The sequence below is a fragment of the Micromonospora solifontis genome, assembly GCF_003725545.1.
GTDB classification, from domain to species: Bacteria; Actinomycetota; Actinomycetes; order Mycobacteriales; family Micromonosporaceae; genus Micromonospora; species Micromonospora solifontis.
Window position 1 is genome coordinate 1 of record NZ_RJLN01000010.1, and the last position, 19,856, is coordinate 19,856.

A 19,856-nucleotide genomic window follows, 5' to 3' on the forward strand; every position below is an offset into this window, starting at 1 on the left:
GGGCCGCCGCGGTGGCCCGCCCCGGCGGACCCGACGAGCGACCGGCCGGGCGGGCCACCCCGCCCGTACCGGAGGCGACCCGACCGGGCCCGGGCGCACCGGCCGCCGTACCCACGGGGGGAGCCGGCGCGCCGGCCGGCTCGGTCGGCGGCCTGCGGGGCGCCCGGTCCGAACTGCGCCGGCAGATGCGCGAGCGGCGGCGGTTGCGGATGGGCATCCTGGCCCTGGTCAGCCTGGTGCTGCTGGGGGCCGTACCGCTCTACTTCGGGCTGCGCACGCTCAGCCGGGACCCGGTCTTCGACACCCTCGACCAGCTCGACGTGCCCTCCTGGGCGGCGACGAAGACCGTGGACAACGTCAGCGGCAGCCGGTGGTGCCTGCAGGACTGCCGGTTGCGGGAGCGGACGGTGGAGTCGGAGAAGGCCTGGAAGGAGACCGCCCAGGTCTACGAGCAGGCCCTGGCCGGTGACGGTTGGCGCCGCTGGAAGGTCGACCGCTGCCCGGAGCAGGGGGACGTCAAGGGCAGCTACACCTGCTGGCGACGGGACGAGCTCACCCTGGACCTCTGGGTACGCGACCCGACCTGCGTGCCGCCGCCGGTCGACGGACAATCCGCGCCGTCCCCGGCTCCCACGCCCGCAGCGGGGAAGTGCACCGGGTCGTTGGTGTCGGTGAAGGTCCGCAACGCGATCGACGACGAGCGGACCGGACCACAGCCCAGCACTGATCCGTCACTCACCGGTGAGGATCCGTACCCGAGCCTCACCGACGATCCGCTCGGCGAGCTGACCCCCTCACCGTCGTGAGCAGCGCTCCATCACGGACGGTAGGGTCTGGGGCTGGCAGGCTCCGCTGCGCCCGTTGACCCCGACGGGTCGGCGTGGGGGGAAGTGGGTAGGACGGTCGCGCGTCCCGGGGCGTCGGGCCCCGGGACACTGCTCGAGGAGGACAGGCGTGAGTTATGGAGAGGTCGCGGCGCTGGTCGCGGCGATCGCGTTCGCGATGCTCGTGTTGATCCTGACGCTGCCCATCCTGCGGCTGCGGCACACCGTGGACGCGGCGACCCGCATGATCAACGACCTCAATGACCGCACCGCGCCGCTGCTCGGTGACGTCAACACCACGGTGAAGAACGTCAACACCGCCCTGGAGCAGGTGCAGACCTCGCTCGACGGGGTCAACCTCCAGCTGGCCAAGGTGGACACCATGACCACCCACGCGCAGAACGTCACCGCCAACGTGGCCAACCTGGCCGCCGTGGTCTCCGCCGCCGCGGCGAACCCGCTGGTCAAGGTGGCCGCCTTCGGCTACGGCGTGCGCAAGGCCGCGGCCGCCCGCCGGCACGCGGAGGACGAGCGCGAGGCCCGCGACATCATCAAGCAGCGGCGCCGCGCCGCGAAGCGCGCCAACCGGTGACCAGGCCGAACGGAGGGATGTGAACATGAGGCGGTTGTTCTGGCTGGGCATCGGGCTGGCCGTGGGCGTGCTGGTGGTGCGCAAGGCGACCCGCACCGCGCAGGCGTACACGCCGGCCGGCATCGCCAGCGGGCTGTCCGAGTCCGCCGGCAGCCTCGTCGAGTCGGTCCGGAGTTTCGTGGACGACGTCCGGGTCGGCATGGCCGAGCGCGAGCAGGAGATCCACGAGGCCTTCGCCCGCGGCGAGGCGTACGACGACCAGTTCGCCGAGCTGCGGGAGGACCCGCGCATCGGTGATCGAGAGATTTTCCCGGAGGAGCACCAGCGATGAAGACGGCGGAGATCAAGCGGCGGTACCTCGCCCACTTCGAGGCGAACGGCCATGCCGTGGTGCCGTCCGCTCCGCTGCCCGCCATCAGCGACCCGAACCTGCTGTTCATCAACGCCGGCATGGTGCAGTTCGTGCCCTACTTCCTGGGCCAGCAGACGCCGCCGTACCGGCGGGCCACCAGCGTGCAGAAGTGCATCCGGACGCCGGACATCGACGAGGTCGGCAAGACCAGCCGGCACGGCACCTTCTTCCAGATGAACGGCAACTTCTCCTTCGGTGACTACTTCAAGGAGGGGGCGATCCCGCTCGCCTGGGACCTGGCCACCAAGCCGGTCGAGGCGGGCGGCTTCGGGCTGGACCCGGAGCGGATCTGGGCCACGGTCTACCTGGACGACGACGAGGCGTACGACATCTGGCGGCGCACCGGCGTGCCGGACGCGCGGATCGTGCGGCGCGGCAAGGCCGACAACTTCTGGTCGATGGGCATCCCCGGCCCGTGCGGACCGTGCTCCGAGCTCTACTACGACCGCGGCCCGGAGTACGGCCGGGAGGGCGGCCCGGAGGTCGACGAGGACCGCTACCTGGAGTTCTGGAACCTCGTCTTCATGCAGTTCGAGCGGGGACCGGGCGTCGGCAAGGAGGACTTTCCGATCCTCGGCGAACTGCCGGCGAAGAACATCGACACCGGCATGGGCCTGGAGCGGATGGCCTCCATCCTGCAGGGCGTCGACAACCTCTACGAGATCGACGAGGTCCGGCCGATCCTGGACCGGGCCGCCGAGCTGACCGGCAAGCGCTACGGCGCGCACTCCGGCCACGCGGCCAGCGAGTCCCACCCGGACGACGTGCGGCTGCGGGTGATCGCCGACCACGTGCGGACCGCGCTGATGCTGATCGGCGACGGGGTGACCCCGTCCAACGAGGGCCGCGGCTACGTGCTGCGCCGGATCATGCGCCGGGCCATTCGGGCGGTCCGTCTCCTCGGCTACCAGGACCGGGCGCTGCCCGAGCTGCTGCCGGTGGCCCGGGACTGCATGGCCCCGTCGTACCCGGAGCTGGCCGAGGAGTTCGGCCGGATCTCCCAGTACGCGTACGCCGAGGAGGACGCCTTCCTCGCCACGCTGCGCGCCGGCACCACGATCCTGGACACCGCGATCGCGGAGACCAAGTCGGCCGGTAAGGCGGCGCTGTCGGGCGACAAGGCGTTCCAGCTGCACGACACGTACGGCTTCCCGATCGACCTGACCCTGGAGATCGCGGCCGAGCAGGGCCTGCAGGTCGACGCGGAGGGCTTCCGCCGGCTGATGGCCGACCAGCGCAGCCGGGCCAAGGCGGACGCGCAGGCGCGCAAGACCGGCCACACCGACGTGTCGGCGTACCGGTCGGTGCTGGACGCCGGCGGCGCGGTCGAGTTCACCGGCTACACCGAGCTGAACCGGGAGTCCCGGGTGCGGGCGCTGCTCGCCGGCGGGGCCGCGGTCGACGCGGCGGTCGAGGGGGACACCGTCGAGCTGGTGCTCGACACCACCCCGTTCTACGCCGAGGGCGGTGGCCAGCAGCCGGACCAGGGCCTGATCACGGTCGGCGGCGGCCAGCTCGAGGTCTTCGACGTGCAGCAGCCGGTGCCGGGTCTGATCGTGCACCGGGCCAAGGTGGTCCGGGGCGAGGTGCGCGCCGGGGAGACCGGGTACGCCGAGATCGACGTGTCCCGGCGGCGGGCGATCTCCCGGTCGCACACCGCCACCCACCTGGTGCACCAGACGATGCGCAACTTCCTCGGCGAGTCGGCGACCCAGGCGGGTTCGCTGAACGCGCCGGGCCGGCTGCGGTTCGACTTCAACACCCCGACCGGGGTGGCGCCGAGCGTGCTGCACGACGTGGAGCAGCAGGTCAACGAGGTGCTCCTGGCCGACCTGGAGGTGCACGCCTTCATCACCAGCCAGGAGGAGGCCCGCCGGATCGGCGCGATGGCGCTGTTCGGCGAGAAGTACGGCGAGCGGGTCCGGGTCGTCGAGGTCGGCGACTACGCCCGCGAGCTGTGCGGCGGCACCCACGTGGCCCGCTCGGCGCAGCTCGGCCTGGTGAAGATCCTCTCCGAGGCCTCGGTCGGCTCCGGCGTGCGCCGGATCGAGGCCCTGGTCGGCATGGACGCGTTCGGCTTCCTGGCCCGCGAGCACCTGCTGGTGTCCCGGCTGGCCGAGCTGTTCCGGGTTCCCGGCGAGCAGGTCGCGGACCGGGTGGAGCAGACCGTCACCCAGCTCCGCGACGCGGAGAAGGAGCTGGAGAAGCTCCGCGCCCAGCTGGTGCTGGGCGGGGCCGCGAGCCTCGCGGCGGGGGCGAAGGACGTGCGGGGTGTGGCGTACGTAGGCACCGAGGCGCCGGAGGGCGCGGCCGGCAACGACGTGCGGACCCTGGCTCAGGAGATCCGGGGCCGGATCGACCCGGCCCGCCCGGCGGTGGTCGCGGTGGCGGCCCGGGCGAACGGAAAGGCCTCCCTGGTGGTGGCGGTCAACCCGGCGGCCCGCGGCCGCGGACTGACCGCGAAGGACCTGGTGAAGGCCGCGTTCTCCGGCCGGGGCGGCGGCAGCGACGACCTGGCCCAGGGTGGCGGCCTGCCCGCGGCGGAGGCGCCGAACCTGCTGCTGACCGTGGAGAAGGCGATCGCCGAGGCGTGATGGCCGTGCCGATCGACGCCAGGGCGGACCGTACGGTCCGCCCTGGCCCGTACCCGGGGGGAAGTGTCCGGTAGATGGCTGAACCGTCCCGCGGGGTGCGTCTCGGGGTCGATGTCGGGCAGGTCCGGGTCGGGGTGGCCCGCTCGGACCCGCACGGCATCCTGGCCACCCCGCTGGTCACCCTGGCTCGCGACCTGGCCGCGGCACCGGACGGGGTGCCCACCGACATGGCCGAGCTGGTCCGGCTGGCCGAGGAGCACGAGGCGGTCGAGATCGTCGTCGGCCTGCCGGTCAACCTCGCCGGAAAGCATGGCCCGGCGGCGGCGAACGTCTCGGCGTACGCTGCCCGTTTGGCCGATGTAATGGGGACGATTCCGGTGACGCTGACGGACGAGAGGATGTCGACCGTGGTCGCGAGTCGTAGGCTGGCCGAACGGGGCGTCCGGGGAAAGCGCCAACGGGCGGTGGTCGACCAGGCCGCCGCGGTGGAGATTCTGCAGAGCTGGCTGGACGCACAGCGGAGGCGGACGCAATGATCGACGATCTTGACCTGGGCTTCGAAGACGCGGAGAGGGGGGAGAAGGGCCGGCACCGGCGCGGCGCCGTGCGCAAGCGGCAGGGCAGGTCCGGTGGTGGCCGGGGCAAGACCATCTTCGCCCTGCTCATGGCGCTCGTGCTGCTGGGCGGAATCGGCGGCGGCGCGTACATCGGCTTCGACCGGATCCGGAACCACTTCGTCACCCCCGACTACGACGGACCGGGCACCGGCGAGGCGCTCGTCGAGGTCAAGGCGGGCGACACCCTCACCGACATCGGGAACACCCTCTACGACGCCGGTGTGGTGAAGAGCACCAAGGCGTTCATCGAGGCCGCCGACGCCAACTCCCGCAGCAAGAACATCCAGGTCGGCCGGTACAAGGTCCGCAAGCAGATGAAGGCCGCCGACGCGGTGATCATGCTGCTGGACCCGAAGAATCGGGTGGTCAACGGGGTGACCATCCCCGAGGGCACGATCAGCCTGACCATCTACGACCTGCTCGCCAAGCAGACCAAGATCCCGGTCGCCGAGTTCAAGGCGGCCGCCAAGGACCCGGTCAAGCTGGGCGTGCCGGCGTTCTGGTTCAACCGCACGGACGGCAAGAAGGGCCCGAAGAGCGTCGAGGGCTTCCTCTACCCGGCGACCTACGAGATCCCGCCGAAGGCCACCGCCGAGCAGATCCTGTCGATGATGGTGGAGAAGTTCCTCGAGGTCACCGGCGACATGAAGTTCGTCGACAGGGTGCAGAAGGAGCGCGGGATCTCCCCGTACGAGGCGCTGATCGCCGCGTCCATCGCCCAGGCCGAGTCGGTCAACCACGTGGACATGCCGAAGGTGGCCCGGGTCATCTACAACCGGGTCTACACCGACAAGTACCACTGCCGCTGCCTGGAGATCGACAGCGCGATCAACTACTGGCTGCGGTTGCAGGGCAAGAACCCCAAGGACTCCGACGTCCTCAAGCAGTCCGAGATCCACGATCTGAAGAACCCGTACAATACGCACGACGTGAACGGCCTGATGATCACGCCGATCAGCAACCCCGGCGAGGAGGCGCTCAAGGGCGCGATGGACCCGCCACCGGGCAACTGGATCTACTTCATGACCATCGACAAGAAGGGCACGATGGGCTACGGCTCCAACGACGCCGACTTCCGGAAGCTGCAGAAGCAGATGTGCGACAACGGCGTGCTGACCAAGTCGAACTGCGCGTGAGGGCCGCCGTCGTCGGCAAGCCGATCGCCCACTCGCTCTCCCCGGTCATCCATGCGGCCGGGTACGCGGCCGCCGGGCTGACCGGCTGGTCGTACACCCGGATCGAGTGCGCGGCCGACGACCTGGCCGGCCTGGTCGCGGGCCTGGGCCCGGAGTGGGCCGGGCTGTCGGTGACCATGCCGGGCAAGGAGGCGGCGCTCGCGCTGGCCGACCAGGTCTCGCCGGTCGCCGCCGCCGTCGGCGCCGCCAACACGCTGGTACGCCGCCCCGACGGCAGCTGGTACGCCGACAACACCGACGTCGCCGGCATGGTCGACGTGCTGACGGCCGCCGGGTGCGCGGCGGGCGCCGTGGTGACGGTGCTCGGCGCGGGCGGCACCGCCCGCGCCGCGCTCGCGGCGGCGGCCCGGATCGGCGCGGCCGAGGTGACCGTGGTGGCCCGCCGGCTCGAGGCGATCGCCGAGCTGCGCCCGGTGGCCGCCGCGGTCGGGGTGCCGCTGGCCGGTGCCGACTGGGACGGCGCCCCGGCGCACGCCCGCGCCGACCTGGTGATCTCGACGGTGCCGAAGGGGGTCGGCGACCCCCTCGCCGACAACTTCGACTGGCGTCCGGGGGCGGTCTTCTTCGACGCCCTCTACGATCCCTGGCCCACCCCGCTCGCCGCCTCGGCGCTCGCCGCCGGCTGCCGGGTGATCTCCGGGTTGGACCTGCTGCTGGCCCAGGCGGTCGGCCAGTTCACGCAGTTCACCGGGGTGCCCGCCCCGGTCGACGCGATGCGCGCGGCGCTGGCGGCGGCCCGCGACTGAGCGGGCGGCTGCGCCCGGTCGATACGCTGCTGACGCAACCCGTCGCCGACCACAGGGGGAGCCGTGACCGGGCAGCCGCCGTCCCCGCCCGACCGACCGGCCACCGGCCGTCGCCGCCGGCTCGTGCTGCTCGGCGTGCTGGCCGTGGCGCTCGCCGCCGGCACGGCCGTGGCGCTGCCCCGGGTCGTCGCCGAGGTGGCGCCGCTGGTGGTGGCCGCCACCGCGGACACCACCGTCACCCGGGTCCCGCAGGACGGGGACAACGGGGTGAAGACCACCCTGGCGAGCTGCCCGCGGTTCTGCGAGGGCAACCCGGACGGGCAGCGCGACGCGGTGCTGGAGTTCAACGTCCGGGGGCTGCCCCCGGACGCGGTGGACGTGCGGGCCGTGCTGCGCGTGTACGCCTGGCAGCCGTTCGCCTCGCGGGTCCGGGCGCACTCCGCGCAGGGCTCCGCCGCCAACGCCGGCGCCTGGGCGCAGCGTCCCGTGCTCGGCTCGGCGCTAGCCACCCGGGACCGGGTCGACCAGGGCTTCAACGAGTGGGACGTCTCCGCCGCCGTCACCGGCAACGGCCGGGTGACCCTCGCCCTGACCCAGGAGGACTGGCCCCGGCGGATCTACTGGGCCTCCCGGGAGAACGTGCGCGCCGCGCTGCGGCCCGGGCTGGTGGTCAGCTACCGCCGTGAGCCGGGCGGCACGGCTCGCCCGACCGCCGCCGCCCGACCGCCGCAGGCCGGTCCCGTGGCCTCGCCGGCCCCGCCGCCGGCCGACCGCCCCGGCGCCCGGGTGCCCGGCTGGCGGCTGGTCTGGTCGGACGAGTTCGACGGTCCGACCATCGACCGGTCGAAGTGGAACGTGCGCGACGGCGAGCCGCGCGACGTCGACCTCGGCTGTAACGTGGACGACCCGGAGAACGTGATCGTCGCCGGTGGGGTGCTCACCCTGCGGGCGCAGCGGCGGAGCACCGTCTGCGCCGGGCAGCCCCGGCAGTACACCGAGGGCTACCTGGACACCATCGGCAGGGCGTCGTTCCGCTACGGCCGGTTCGAGGTCCGGGCCGAGTCGCCCAACGGGCCGACCGACTCGCAGGGCCTGTGGCCGGCGTTCTGGCTGCGGCCGGACGACGGGGGCAAGGGCGAGATCGACGTGGTCGAGCTGCCCGGCGGGGCGGCGTACCACCGGGCCGCCACCCAGGCGATCTTCTACGACTACAGCCCGGTCAAACAGGACCAGCGCTGGGAGTTCCCGACCGGGTACCCGGGCGACGGGTTCCACACGTACACCACCGAGTGGGAGCCCGGTGTGATCCGCTGGTACGTCGACGGCCGGCTGGTCTGGCAGCGGGACCGGAGCACCACCCCGTGGTTCGACGAGGCCTTCGACAAGCCGTACAACCTGCGGTTGAACTTCCAGGTCGGCGGCTGGCTCGGAGCGCCCGACGCGGCCACCGCGTGGCCCGCGGACTTCCGGGTCGACCACGTCCGGGTCTGGCAGCGCTGACCGGTCGCCGGTGGCTGGCCGGCGGCCCCTATCGTGTCCGCCACAGGGTGCGACGGGACTGGGGAGGGCGCGGCGTGACGGACGACCCACGGGACCGGCGGGACGGCATCGGCTGGGTGACCCGGGCGATCTTCGGCGACGAGCGGCTCCGGCTCGGCGTCGCCGCGAAGGCGGCCGGGCTGCCGCCCGGTCACCGGACCGTCGCCCGGTACGCGGTGGTGCCCTCGGTGGACCGGGCGAAGTTCCTGCTGCCGCTGGCGTCCCGCCGGGTCGGGGCGGCGTCGACGCTGGCGTACAACGCGCTCCGGCCGCCCCGGGTGCGGGCCAACCGGCTCGCGGTCGGCGTACTGGCCGGGCTCGGGGTCACCGGGCTGGCCCGGATGCCGGTGCTCACCGTCGCGGCCCCGACCGACGCCGATCCCGCCGAGCTGCTGCTCACCGCCCATCTGGCCCGGGTCGAGGGCCGGCCGCTGCACGCCGCGATCGGCATCCGGCCGCCCGACCCGCACCACAAGCCGACCCTGCAGCTCTTCGACGGTCGGGGCGCCGCATGGGCGTACGCGAAGGTCGGCTGGAACGACGCGACCCGGGCGATGGTCCGCGCGGAGGCGGACGCGCTGCGCGCGGCGCCCCGCGCCGGGGGTGACCTGCCCGCGGTGCCCCGCCTGCTGCGCGAGCTGGCCTGGGGCAACCTGGCGGTGACCCTGGTCGAGCCGATGCCGGCCGGGGTGCGCCGGCTGCCCCGGCCGGACCGCCCGGAGCTGGCGGCGATGCTCGCCGTCGCCCGGCGGGGCGGCCCGCCGGCCGCGCCCCGCCCGCTCGCCGGCTCCCCGTTCCTGGCCGACCTCACCGCCCGCGCCCGGCGGGCCGGCGGCCCGGTCGGGGCCGCGCTGGCCGCCCTCGTCGAGCGGGACGGCGCGACCACCCTGGAGTTCGGCCACTGGCACGGCGACTGGGTGCCGTGGAACCTCGGCACCCACCGGGGGCGGTTGGTCGCCTGGGACTGGGAGAACAGCGGCCCCGGCCGGCCGGTCGGCTTCGACCTCGCCCACCAGGCGTTCCAGAGTGCCCTGTCGCTGCGCGGGCGGCCGGTGCCGGAGGCGACCGCGGACCTGGTCGCCGTGCTGGACCGGTACGGCGACAGGCTCGGCCTCGACCCGACCCGCCGGCGCCTCGTCGCCGACGCCTACCTGGTCGAGCTGTGGCTGCGGACCGCCGAACTCGCCGCCGGCGGGGGTGGCTGGAGCGACCGGCTGCACCCCGCGCTGCTGCACGTGCTCGCCGACCGCCTGGGGTCGCCCCGGGAGTGACCCGGTCGGCCGGTCGGGGGAGGTGGCCGGCAAATCCGGGGAAATGCCCCGGCCGTCCGGCCCCTGCTACCGAACATGAGCCGGCCTCCACTAAGGTGTCACCACTCGATCACCACCCGTCGGCGGTGACGGGTTCGATCCGGTCGGCGTGGGCGTGGGGGACCGCCCGCGGACCGTGCGGCGTGGGGAGGTCGGCCGATGGCTGACGGGGCAGAGGACCGGGTGCGGTCGACGCGCGGCACCCGGCCGGGCACGGACGGTGGACGGCGATGACCCTCATCTACGCCTGCGCCGTGCTCGTCGTGCTCGTGCCGGCGCTGTTAGTGCCCTGGCTGGCCGCCCGCTGGGCGCCGGCCGTCGTGGCGGGCCGGGCGGCCGACCGGCTGCGGGTCGCCGTCGCCGGGCTGACCGCCGCGTTCGGCCGGGTCGGGGCCGCCGGCGTGGTGCTGCTCGCCGGCAGCGCCGCCGTGGTCGCCGTCTGCTGGCCCCTCGGCGAGGCCCTGTCCCGGCTCGAACCCCAGGTGGACCACCCGGTCTTCGACTACGTGCACGCCCGGCGGGCCGAGCCGTGGGCCGGAATCAACTCGTTCGTCACCGCGCTCGGTGACCGGTACCCGCTCAAGTGGGTGACCGTGGTCGCCGCCCTCGCGCTCGCCGTGGCCTGGCGCCGGCGCCGCTGGTGGCTGCCGCTGGTCGCGCTGCCGCTGCAGTTCGTCGTCGAGCGGTACGTCCAGGAGATCCTCGCCCGGGTGGTCGACCGCGGCCACCCGCCGACGGACCTGGGCACCTACCCGTCCGGCGGCTGCGCCCGGGTGGCGATGACCTTCGGCACCATCCTGGTGTTCGTCGCCCTCACCTGGCGGATTCCGCGCCGGGTCCGGATCGGGCTGGTCGCCGCGCTGGCCGTGCTGGTCGCCGTCGAGGGCTACACCCGCGTCTACGCGGAGAAGCACTGGTTCACCGACGTGCTCGGCGGGTGGGTCTTCGCCACCCTGCTCACCGGCGTCATGACGCTCACCGTCCTGGTCGCCGCCGGCCGGGTCCGGCCCCCGGAGAGCGAGCCCACCCGCGCCGCACGGGACCGGGTGACCGCCGGCACCTGACCCCCGCGCCACCCCGGAAGACCGTCCCCTGCCACCCCTCGAAGGAAGTCGGGCAACGACGTGACGACCCTTCTCGTCGCCTCCACCGGTGGACACCTCGCCGAGCTGTACGACCTGCACCCGCGGCTGGGCCTGCCCGGCGACTGCGTCTGGGCGACCTTCGACTCACCGCAGAGCCGGTCCCTGCTGGACGGTCAGGAGGTCATCCACGTGCCGCCGGCGACCACCCGGGACGCCGTCGGCGCGCTCCGCGACCTGCTCGCCGCGCGCCGGGTGCTGCGTGGGGGACGGTTCAGCCGGGTGGTCAGCACCGGTGCCAGCGTGGCCATGTCGTTCTTCGTCCCGGCCGCCCGCCGGGGCCTGGACTGCCACTACATCGAGAGCGCCACCCGCACCGAGGGCCCGTCGCTCACCGGCCGGCTGGTCGCCCGGGTGCCCCGGACCCGGCTCTACACCCAGTACCCGGGCTGGGCCGACGCGCGTTGGCGCTACGGCGGCACGGTCTTCGACGGCTACCAGGCCGTCCGGCTGGCCCGCCCGCGACCGGTGTCCCGGGTCGTCGTCGCCCTCGGCACCCACGGACGGTTCAGCTTCCCCCGGCTGCTGGCCCGACTGGTCGAGGTGCTGCCGCCGGAGGCGGAGGTGCTCTGGCAGGTCGGGTCGACCCGGATCCCCCGGATGCCGGCCGGCGCCCGCGCTCAGGTTCCGTACGCCGAGATGCAGCAGGCGATGCGGGAGGCGGACGTGGTGGTGACCCACGCCGGGGTGGGCTCGGCGTTGGGCGCCCTGCGGGCCGGTCACCGGGCCGTCTACGTGCCGCGCCGCCGCCGGCACGCCGAGCACGTCGACGATCACCAGGTCGAACTGGCCCGGCAGCTGGACCGCCGCGGCCTGGTCCTGGCCCGGGAGGCGGACGCCGTGACGGCGGAAGACCTGGCGGAGGCGGCCGCCTGGACGGTCGCCGCGACCGGATCGGTGGCGCCGTTCCAGTGGGCGGCGGCCGCGTGAGGGCCGACCGGAGCGGACGGTCCGGCAGCCGGCTCCGCCGGTCGACACCGGACGCCCGCCCGCACCGGGACCCGGGGACGCGACCCGGACGACCAGACCGGACCGGTCGGTTGATGGTGCCTAATGTCCGTTCCGAGCAAGCTACCCGTGATCTCATCATCTCTTTGGGGGCACCCGTGCTTCACAGAACGTCTCGACCGGGGTGGCGGCGGTGGTGCGCCGTACTCGCCGCTCCGGTGCTCGCCGTCGGGCTGCTCGCCGCGCCGGCCCGCGCGGCGGACCTCACGCCGGTCACCAGCACGCTCACCTCGGCGAACCCGGCGGACAACACCCCGCACGCGCAGAACGGCGACACCAAGGCGTTCGCCGAGATCGGTGGCACCGTCTACGTCGGTGGGTCGTTCACCGCGGTGAAGGCGGCGGGCGACGCGGGCTGGACGGCCCGCAACTACCTGTTCGCGTACGACCGGTCGACCGGGGCGCTGAAGGCGGACTTCACCCCGGTGCTCGACGGCGCGGTGCACGCCCTCGCGGTCAGCCCCGACGGCAAGCTCATCGTCGGCGGCGCTTTCAAGACCGTGAACGGGGACAGCCGCAAGAACCTGGTCGAGCTGGACCCGACCACCGGCGCCACCGTGACCAGCTGGGCCGGGCGCAGCGACGGCGGCCTGGTCCGGCGCACCATCGTGGTCGGCAACCAGCTCTACATCGCCGGGGCCTTCCACTGGGTCAACGGCACCCAGCACTCCCTGCTCGCCCGGCTGAACGCGAGCACCGGCGCGATCGACCCGACCTTCCAGATCGACGCCAGCGTCCCCCGGGCCAGCAGCGAGCTGGTGTGGGGCCTCGCGGTGTCGCCGGACAACAAGACCCTGGTCGCGGTCGGCAACTTCACCCAGGTCAACGGTCAGGCCCGCAACCAGGTGGTGGTGGTCGACCTGGCCGGCACCCCGGCGGTGGCCGACTGGAGCACCCAGCGCTACGTGGCGCCCTGCTACGACTGGGCGTTCCCGTTCTACGCCCGCGACGTGGACTTCTCCGACGACGGCACGTACTTCATCATCATCGCCGACGGCGGCCGGGGCGCCGGGGCGTACTGCGACGCGGTCGCCCGGTTCGAGACCGCCGACCGGGGCGCCGGCATCGACGCCACCTGGGTCAACTACACCGGCACCGACTCGGTGACCTCGGTCGAGGCCGCCGACAACGTGGTCTACGTCGGCGGGCACTTCCGCTGGCTCAACAACGCCAACGGCAACGACTCGGCCGGCGCCGGCGCGATCAACCGGTTCGGCCTGGGCGCCCTCGACCCGATCAACGGCCTGCCGCTGGTCTGGAACCCGGGTCGCACCGGCGCACCGGCGGGCACCACCACCTGGGGCCCGATCATGTGGGAGCTGTGGCGGGGCAGCACCGGCCTGTACGCCGGCTTCGACTCCGACGGCGTGGGCAACGAGTACCACGGCCGGATGGGCCTGTTCCCGCTCGCCGGCGGGCGTACGGTCGCGGCGACCAACGCGCCGTCCGCCGCCTCCGGCTACCTCTACGTCTCCTCGGCCAACGGGCAGGCGACCAAGGTGCCGTTCGACGGCACCACCCTCGGCACCCCGGTCAGCACCAGCCAGCCGAACCTCACCGCGGCCGGGGCGTCGTTCTCGGTCGGCAACAAGCTCTACTGGTCGAAGACCGACGCGGGCGCGCCGAACGGCAGCTACCTCGACGTGTCGATCTTCTCCGGCGGCTCGGTGGGCGTGCCGTGGGTCAGCAGCGGCTACAACGACTGGTTCAAGCCGGCGACCATGACCGGCGCCTTCTACCTCGGCGGCAAGATGTACTACACGAAGTCCGGCACGAACAGCCTGTTCTTCCGGTACCTGGAGCCGGACGGCTACATCGTCGGCTGCACCGAGTTCACCCTGCCCAGCGTCGGCCTGGCCTGGGGCAGCGTGCGGGGCCTGGCCTGGGTCAACGGCAAGATCGTGTACGGCTGGACGGACGGCTCGCTGCGTACCGTGCCGTTCGACGGGGCGGCCGTCGACGGGGCCGCCGCGGTCCAGGTCGCGCCGGCCGGCGGCGCGGTGGACTGGTCGAGCCGGACGCTCTGGTTCGCCACCTCCTGACGATCCACCCCCACCGGCGGTCCGCCGGCGTCCCCCGGGACGCCGGCGGACCGTCGGGGTAACCGGCCCCGGGACGGACTCCCGATCCGGGGGCCCGGTCGGCGACAATGAGACCTCGCCGCCCCGACACGGTCCCCTCTCCGGCCCGGGCCGGATACCCACCCCTCACGCCCCGCAAGGACCTGACACATGGACGTGACCGACGTCGCCACCGCCCGGCAACACCCGGTCGGCCTCGCCGAACTGGCGCGCATCCCGCTACGCCGGTGGCGGACCGTGCTCGTCGCGGCGGCGTCGGTGCTGGTGGCGGTGCTGGTCTACCTGTTCGTGCTGCCGGCCAGCTACACCGCGACCACCGCCGTGGTGGTTCGTCCGGTGGTCACCGACCCGTTCTCGGTGCCCTCCGGGGGCGCCGACCGGGCGGTGAACATGACGGCCGAGAGCGGCATCGCCACCAGCAACGAGGTCATCGACAAGGTCGCCGCCATCACCGGGCGCGACACCGAGGAGGTGGCCGACGCGCTCAAGGTGGAGACCCCGGTCGGCGGCCAGGTGATGCGCTTCGAGTACGCGGCGCACAGCGAGCGGGAGGCCGTCGACGGGGCGAACGGGGCGGCCCAGGGCTACCTGGACCTGCGGCGGGGCATCTACGAGAAGCAGCGCGCGGAGGTGTTGAAGTCGTACGACGACACCATCGCGGTGGTCACCGCCCAGCGCACCACCACCCAGAAGTCGCTGCCCGAGAAGCAGTCGACGGACAGCCCGTCGCCGCGCACCAGCGCCCTGCTGGACCAGTTGCGGGCCCTCAACGACCAGCTCGCCACGCTGGCCGAGCAACGCTCCAAGATCGCTTCCGCGGACCTCAGCCCCGGCTCGATCACCAGCGCGGCCCGGACGCCGGTGCCGTCCAGCCGGGACAGCGCCCCGCTGCTCCTCGTCGGCGGCGTCCTCGGCGGCCTGCTGCTCGGTGGGCTGGTGGCCTTCGTCCGGGAGTCGCTGGACCGGCGGCTGCGCAGCACCGCCGAGGCGGTGTCGGCGATCGGCGCGCCGCTGCTCGGCACCGTCCGCCGCACCCGGGGCGGCGAGCCCGACGAGGCCGACCTGCGCTACCTGGCGCTGGCCCTGGCCCGCTGGGTGGACGGCCCGGAGCGCGGCCCGCTCGTGTTGCTCTCCTCCGCCACCGACGAGGGGCGCGAGCAGGTGACCGCGGGGCTCGCCGCGGTGCTGGCCGGCGGCGGGCACGCGGTGCGGCTCGGGGTCACCCCGGAGAGCCTGGACCGGATCCGCCCGCTGATGCTCGACGCCCAGCGTCGCAACCCGCCGGTGGAGCCGGCCCCCGCCAAGCTGCCCCGGCAGCGGCCCGCCCCGGCGACCACCCCGGCCAGCGTCGGGGTCGCCGCCCCAGCCGGCGGCGGCGACCCGGAGGAGACCGCGGTGATCCCGGCCGTGCGCAAGCCGCGCCCGTTCCCCACCGCCGACGCGAAGAACGGCGCGGTCTACCGGTCCACCACCACCGACGACAAGACCCAGGTCATCCCGACCGCCCGGTCCGCCACGGCCGGCGCCACCACCCGGACCGACGGCCAGGAGCTGCGGATCGGCTCGGGCACGGTCCGGCTCGTCCCGCTCGACGCCCCACCGGCGGCGGACGGCCTCACCCTGCTCGACGCGCCGCCCGCGCTGCACGACGAGCGGGGCGTACGCGCCGCCCGGGATGGCCGGGCGGTGCTGGTGGCCGCCCGCGACCGGACCCGGCTGCCCCAGTTGACCCGCCTGGTGGAGCGGCTGCGCTCGGTCGGCGTGGAACCGTTCGGATTCGTGCTCACCGGAGGCCACCGTGACTGACCACGACCGGCCCGCCGCCGCGGCGTACCCGCCGGTGACCGTGGTGGTGGCCACCCGGGACCGCCCGCGGCTGCTGGAGCGGGCCGTCGGCGCGGTGCTCGACCAGGACTACCCCGGCCCGGTGGAGTGCCTGGTCGTCTACGACCACACCGACATCCGGCCGCTGGACCTGCCGGTGCCGGCCGGGCGGACGCTGCGCTACGTCAACAACAGCCACTCCCGGGGCCTGCCGGGCGGCCGCAACACCGGGGCCGCCGAGGCGTCCCACGATCTGCTGGCCTTCTGCGACGACGACGACCACTGGCTGCCGGGCAAGCTGCGCCGCCAGGTGGAGCTGCTGGTCGCCCGCCCCGACGCCGCCGCGGTCAGCTGCGGCATCCGGCTGCAGGGGCCGGGCATCGCCAAGGACCGGCAGCTCGACAGCGTCGAGGTGACCCTCGCCGACTTCGTCGAGGACCGGATCATGGAGGTGCACTCCAGCACGATCCTGCTGCCCCGGTCCACCTGGGACGCGGTCGGCCCGGTCGACGAGGAGCTGCCCGGCGGCTACGGCGAGGACTACGAGTGGCTGCTGCGGATCGCCGGGCACGGACCGGTGGTGATCGTGCCCGAGGTGCTGGTGGTGGTGGACTGGCACGGCGGCTCGTTCTTCTTCGGCCGCTGGGCGATGATCGTCGAGGCCACCCGCTACCTCATCGACAAGCACCCGGAGTTGGCCCGCAGCCGGACCGGGCTGGCCCGGCTGCACGGGCAGATCGCCTTCGCCCTCGCCTCCGGGCGGCGGCGCCGCGAGGCGGTGCGGGAGCTGGGCCGGGTGCTCCGGCTCAACCCGCGCGAGAAGCGCGTCCTGGTGACCGTGCCGGTGGTGCTCGGGCTGCTCTCCGGGGAGCGGGTGCTCCGGCTGGCCCAGCGGACGGGGCGGGGTGTCTGATCGGGCGACCGGGACCACCGCGCGGCCGATGACCGGTGGCGCCGCGCGGCCCGCGCCCGGCCCGCCGCCGCTGCCGGTCTGGCCGCTCACCGTGATGTTCGCGCTGGTGCCGCTCTGGTGGGCGCTCGGCGCGTTCTACCTGGGCTGGTCGGCGTTCGGCGTCGCCCTGCTCGCCCTGCTGGTGACCCGCGGCCGGGTGCCACTGCCCGCCGGGACCGCCTGCTGGCTGGTCTTCCTCGTCCTGGTGCTGCTCAGCGCCACCCGGCTGGACCGGGCCACCGCGTACCTGACCTTCGGGCTGCGCTACGGATTCCTGGTCACCGCCCTGGTGGTCTGCGTGTACGTGTACACGCTGGTCCGCGAGGGCACCCCCTGGGACCGGGTGCTGCGCCCGCTCGGCTGGTACTGGCTGGGCATCGTGGCGCTGGGCTGGCTGGCCGTGCTGGTGCCCACCCTCGCGCTGACCACGCCGGTGGAGCTGGCCCTGCCCGGCGGGGTGGCCGGCGAGCGGTACATCCAGGCGTTGACCCACGTCCACGCCAACGAGTTCAACCCGCTGTCCCGGACGCCGATCTACCGCACCGCCGCGCCGTACCCGTACACCAACAACTGGGGCACCGCGTACGCGCTGCTGGTGCCGTGCGTGCTGGCGTACCTGACCTCGGTGCGGACCGGGCGGTTCCGGGTGGCGCTGTGGGTGTCCCTGCCGCTGTCGGTGGTGCCGGCGTTCCTGACCCTCAACCGGGGCATGTTCCTCGGCCTCGGCGCCGGGCTGCTCTACCTGGCGCTGCGCGCCCTGCTCCGGGGCAACGCCCGGCTGATCGTGTCGATCGGCGGGCTGGTCCTGCTGGTCTGGATCGTCAGCCTGGTCGTCCCCGTGCAGGAAATGATCAACGCCCGGGTCAGCAGCACCGACACCAACGTCGACCGGATGGACCTGTACGTGCGGACCTGGCAGGCGGTGCAACGCTCACCGCTGCTCGGCTACGGCGCGCCGAAGAGCGTGGACACCACCCTGGCCGAGGAGCCGCTGGGCACCCAGGGCCTGATCTGGCAGATCCTCTACAGCCACGGCATCCCGGCCCTGCTGGTCTTCGTGAGCTGGCTGGTGCTGGTCGCCCGGCGGCTGGCCGCCGCGGTCTCGCCCGCCGGGCACTGGCTGAGCACCGTACCGGTGATCGCGCTGGTGGTGATCCCGGTCTACGCCTACATCGACCCGAACCTGTCGCTGATCTTCTTCGCGGTGGGCGCCGGGCTGGCCGCCGTCGCCGGCCCGGTGAACCGGACCGCGCTCGGCCCGTCCCGCCTGTCCCGGCCGGCGCCGCTGAACCCGTGGCGGACCCGCGGCTTCGGCCGCGCCGCCGTCCCGGACCGGGCGATCCGCGACGCCTCGGCCACCGGGGTGGCGGCCGTCCCGCTGCGCACCGCCGGCCCTCCGGCAGCCGCGCCGGACGCGGCGGAGCCGCCGCAGGCGGCGACGGAACCGGCCACCGAGCCGGCGGCGGGGGAGGGGACGACATGACCGCATCGGGTACGCCGACCGTGGCCACCGCCACCAGCGGCGAGCGGGAGGTGCGCCGCAGCACCCGCAGCGGGCTGGTCGGGCTGGCCGGGGCGGCGGTCAACGGCCTGCTCGGTTTCGTGCTGACCGTGGTGATCGTCCGGGGGCTCGGGCCGGCCGGCTCCGGCGCCATGTTCACCGCGATCGGCGTGGTGGCCATCGTGGGTGTGCTCTGCTGCGCCGGGGCGGACACCGCGCTCGTCTGGGCGTTGCCCCGGCGTACCCGTGGGCCGGACGGCGACGCGGCCCGGCTGCTGCCCGTGGCCCTGGCGCCGACGCTGCTGCTCACCGTCGCCGTGGCGGCGGCCGGCGTCGCGCTCTCCGGGACGCTCGCTCCGGTGCTCTTCGACACCGGCACCACGGACGGCGACGACCTGCTCCGACTGGCCTTCGCCGGGCTGCCGTTCGTGGTGGCGATGACCGTGCTGCTCGCCGCCGTGCGCGCGGTCCGCCCGGTCGCCGCGTTGGTCGCCGTCCAGTACGTCCTGGTGCCGGCCGCCCGCCCGGCGCTGGTGGGCGCCGCGCTGGTCGCCGGCGCCGGGGTGACCGTCGCCTTCGCCGGCTGGCTCGCCCCGGTCGCGCTGGCGGTGCTGGCCTGCGTGGCGCTGCTGGTCGGCCCGCTCGGGCTGACGGCCGGGACGAGGCTGCGCCCGGTGCGGGCGGACTGGCACGGGTTCTGGGGCTTCGCCCTGCCCCGCGCCGCGTCGGCGACGATCGACGCCAGCAGCATGTGGCTGACCGTGCTGCTCACCGCCGCCCTCGCCGGCCAGGCCGCGGCCGGCGTGATCGGCGCGGTCGGCCGGTACGCCCTCGCCGGCCTGCTGGTCATGCAGGGCCTGCGGGTGTCCGTGGCGCCGCAGCTGTCCCGGCTGCTCGGGCAGGGCCGCACGGCGGAGGCGGCGGCGGTCTACCAGCGGATCACCGCCGTGATCATCGCGCTCTCCTGGCCCGGGTACCTGCTGCTGGCCGTCTTCGCGCCGGGCTTCCTGCGGCTCTTCGGGGCGGACTTCACCACCGGCAGCGCGGCCATGGCGGTCCTCGCCGGGGCCATGCTGGTCAACTCCGGCACCGGGATCGTGCAGACCCTGCTGCTGATGAGCGGCAGCAGCGGGCGGCATCTGCTGGCCGCCGCCACCGGACTGCTGCTCAACGTCGGGCTCGCGCTGGTGCTGATCCCGCCGCACGGCGCGCTCGGCGCCGCCGTCGCCTGGACCGTCGGCATCGTGGTGGAGAACCTCATCGCCACCGCCGCCGCCCGGCGGGTGGTGGGCGAGCCGCTGGTCACCCGTACCGTGCTGCGGACCGCGGTGCTGGCCGCCGCCGGCACCGCCGTGCTGGCCGGCGCGGGCGCCGCGGTGGCCGGCCGCGGCGTGGCCGGACTGTTCCTCACCCTCGGGGTCGCGGCGCTGCTCGCCGTCGTGCTGCTGCTGCACCCCGGGGTACGCCGACGGGCACGCGCCGCCGTGCCCACCCTGCTGGGACGGGGACCGCGATGAC

At 74.2% G+C, this 19,856-nt stretch carries 16 protein-coding genes; all 16 read left to right on the forward strand.

Features of this window, described 5'->3' with window-relative positions; translation table 11 throughout:
* The first annotated feature begins 185 nt into the window (after window positions 1-185).
* A complete protein-coding gene (locus EFE23_RS05335) occupies window positions 186-806 on the forward strand; it encodes a hypothetical protein (protein ID WP_123239842.1) in 621 nt (206 codons plus the stop codon).
* A gap of 148 nt (window positions 807-954) precedes the next feature.
* Entirely contained in the window at window positions 955-1,416 is a 462-nt protein-coding gene (locus EFE23_RS05340; RefSeq protein WP_123239765.1) for a DUF948 domain-containing protein, read from the forward strand.
* Between the two features lie 25 nt (window positions 1,417-1,441).
* Window positions 1,442-1,747 (forward strand): DUF6167 family protein, encoded by a 306-nt coding sequence (locus EFE23_RS05345; protein WP_123239843.1) that lies wholly within the window; start codon window positions 1,442-1,444, stop codon window positions 1,745-1,747.
* On the forward strand, window positions 1,744-4,422 hold the full coding sequence (gene alaS / locus EFE23_RS05350) for an alanine--tRNA ligase (RefSeq protein ID WP_123239766.1): 2,679 nt from the start codon (window positions 1,744-1,746) through the stop codon (window positions 4,420-4,422). The genes EFE23_RS05345 and alaS overlap by 4 nt, the downstream gene beginning before the upstream one ends.
* A gap of 74 nt (window positions 4,423-4,496) precedes the next feature.
* Window positions 4,497-4,958 carry a Holliday junction resolvase RuvX gene (gene ruvX / locus EFE23_RS05355; RefSeq protein ID WP_123239767.1) on the forward strand — a complete coding sequence of 154 codons (462 nt, stop codon included), beginning with the start codon at window positions 4,497-4,499 and terminating at the stop codon, window positions 4,956-4,958.
* Window positions 4,955-6,175, forward strand: a complete 1,221-nt coding sequence (gene mltG, locus EFE23_RS05360) for an endolytic transglycosylase MltG (protein WP_123239768.1) — start codon at window positions 4,955-4,957, stop codon at window positions 6,173-6,175. Before ruvX ends, mltG begins: the two co-directional genes overlap by 4 nt.
* Window positions 6,172-6,981, forward strand: a complete 810-nt coding sequence (locus EFE23_RS05365) for a shikimate dehydrogenase (RefSeq protein ID WP_123239769.1) — start codon at window positions 6,172-6,174, stop codon at window positions 6,979-6,981. Before mltG ends, EFE23_RS05365 begins: the two co-directional genes overlap by 4 nt.
* Before the next feature lie 63 nt (window positions 6,982-7,044).
* Complete coding sequence (locus EFE23_RS29420; protein ID WP_123239770.1) at window positions 7,045-8,481, forward strand: glycoside hydrolase family 16 protein; 1,437 nt, start codon at window positions 7,045-7,047, stop codon at window positions 8,479-8,481.
* Between the two features lie 74 nt (window positions 8,482-8,555).
* Complete coding sequence (locus EFE23_RS05375) at window positions 8,556-9,791, forward strand: hypothetical protein (protein ID WP_123239771.1); 1,236 nt, start codon at window positions 8,556-8,558, stop codon at window positions 9,789-9,791.
* A gap of 269 nt (window positions 9,792-10,060) precedes the next feature.
* Window positions 10,061-10,894, forward strand: a complete 834-nt coding sequence (locus EFE23_RS05380; protein ID WP_123239772.1) for a phosphatase PAP2 family protein — start codon at window positions 10,061-10,063, stop codon at window positions 10,892-10,894.
* A 60-nt stretch (window positions 10,895-10,954) separates the two neighbouring features.
* A complete protein-coding gene (locus tag EFE23_RS05385; protein ID WP_123239773.1) occupies window positions 10,955-11,902 on the forward strand; it encodes a glycosyltransferase in 948 nt (315 codons plus the stop codon).
* A gap of 113 nt (window positions 11,903-12,015) precedes the next feature.
* Window positions 12,016-14,022: a delta-60 repeat domain-containing protein gene (locus EFE23_RS05390; RefSeq protein WP_123239774.1), complete on the forward strand. Its 2,007-nt coding sequence runs from the start codon at window positions 12,016-12,018 to the stop codon at window positions 14,020-14,022.
* 189 nt (window positions 14,023-14,211) lie between these two features.
* Window positions 14,212-15,867, forward strand: coding sequence for a lipopolysaccharide biosynthesis protein (locus EFE23_RS05395; protein WP_123239775.1), 1,656 nt, complete (start codon window positions 14,212-14,214; stop codon window positions 15,865-15,867).
* Window positions 15,860-16,798 (forward strand): glycosyltransferase family 2 protein, encoded by a 939-nt coding sequence (locus EFE23_RS05400; protein ID WP_123239776.1) that lies wholly within the window; start codon window positions 15,860-15,862, stop codon window positions 16,796-16,798. Before EFE23_RS05395 ends, EFE23_RS05400 begins: the two co-directional genes overlap by 8 nt.
* A 28-nt stretch (window positions 16,799-16,826) precedes the next feature.
* Entirely contained in the window at window positions 16,827-18,320 is a 1,494-nt protein-coding gene (locus tag EFE23_RS05405; RefSeq protein ID WP_233600880.1) for an O-antigen ligase family protein, read from the forward strand.
* Complete coding sequence (locus EFE23_RS05410) at window positions 18,317-19,855, forward strand: lipopolysaccharide biosynthesis protein (protein ID WP_123239777.1); 1,539 nt, start codon at window positions 18,317-18,319, stop codon at window positions 19,853-19,855. Before EFE23_RS05405 ends, EFE23_RS05410 begins: the two co-directional genes overlap by 4 nt.
* The last annotated feature ends 1 nt before the right edge of the window (window position 19,856 follow it).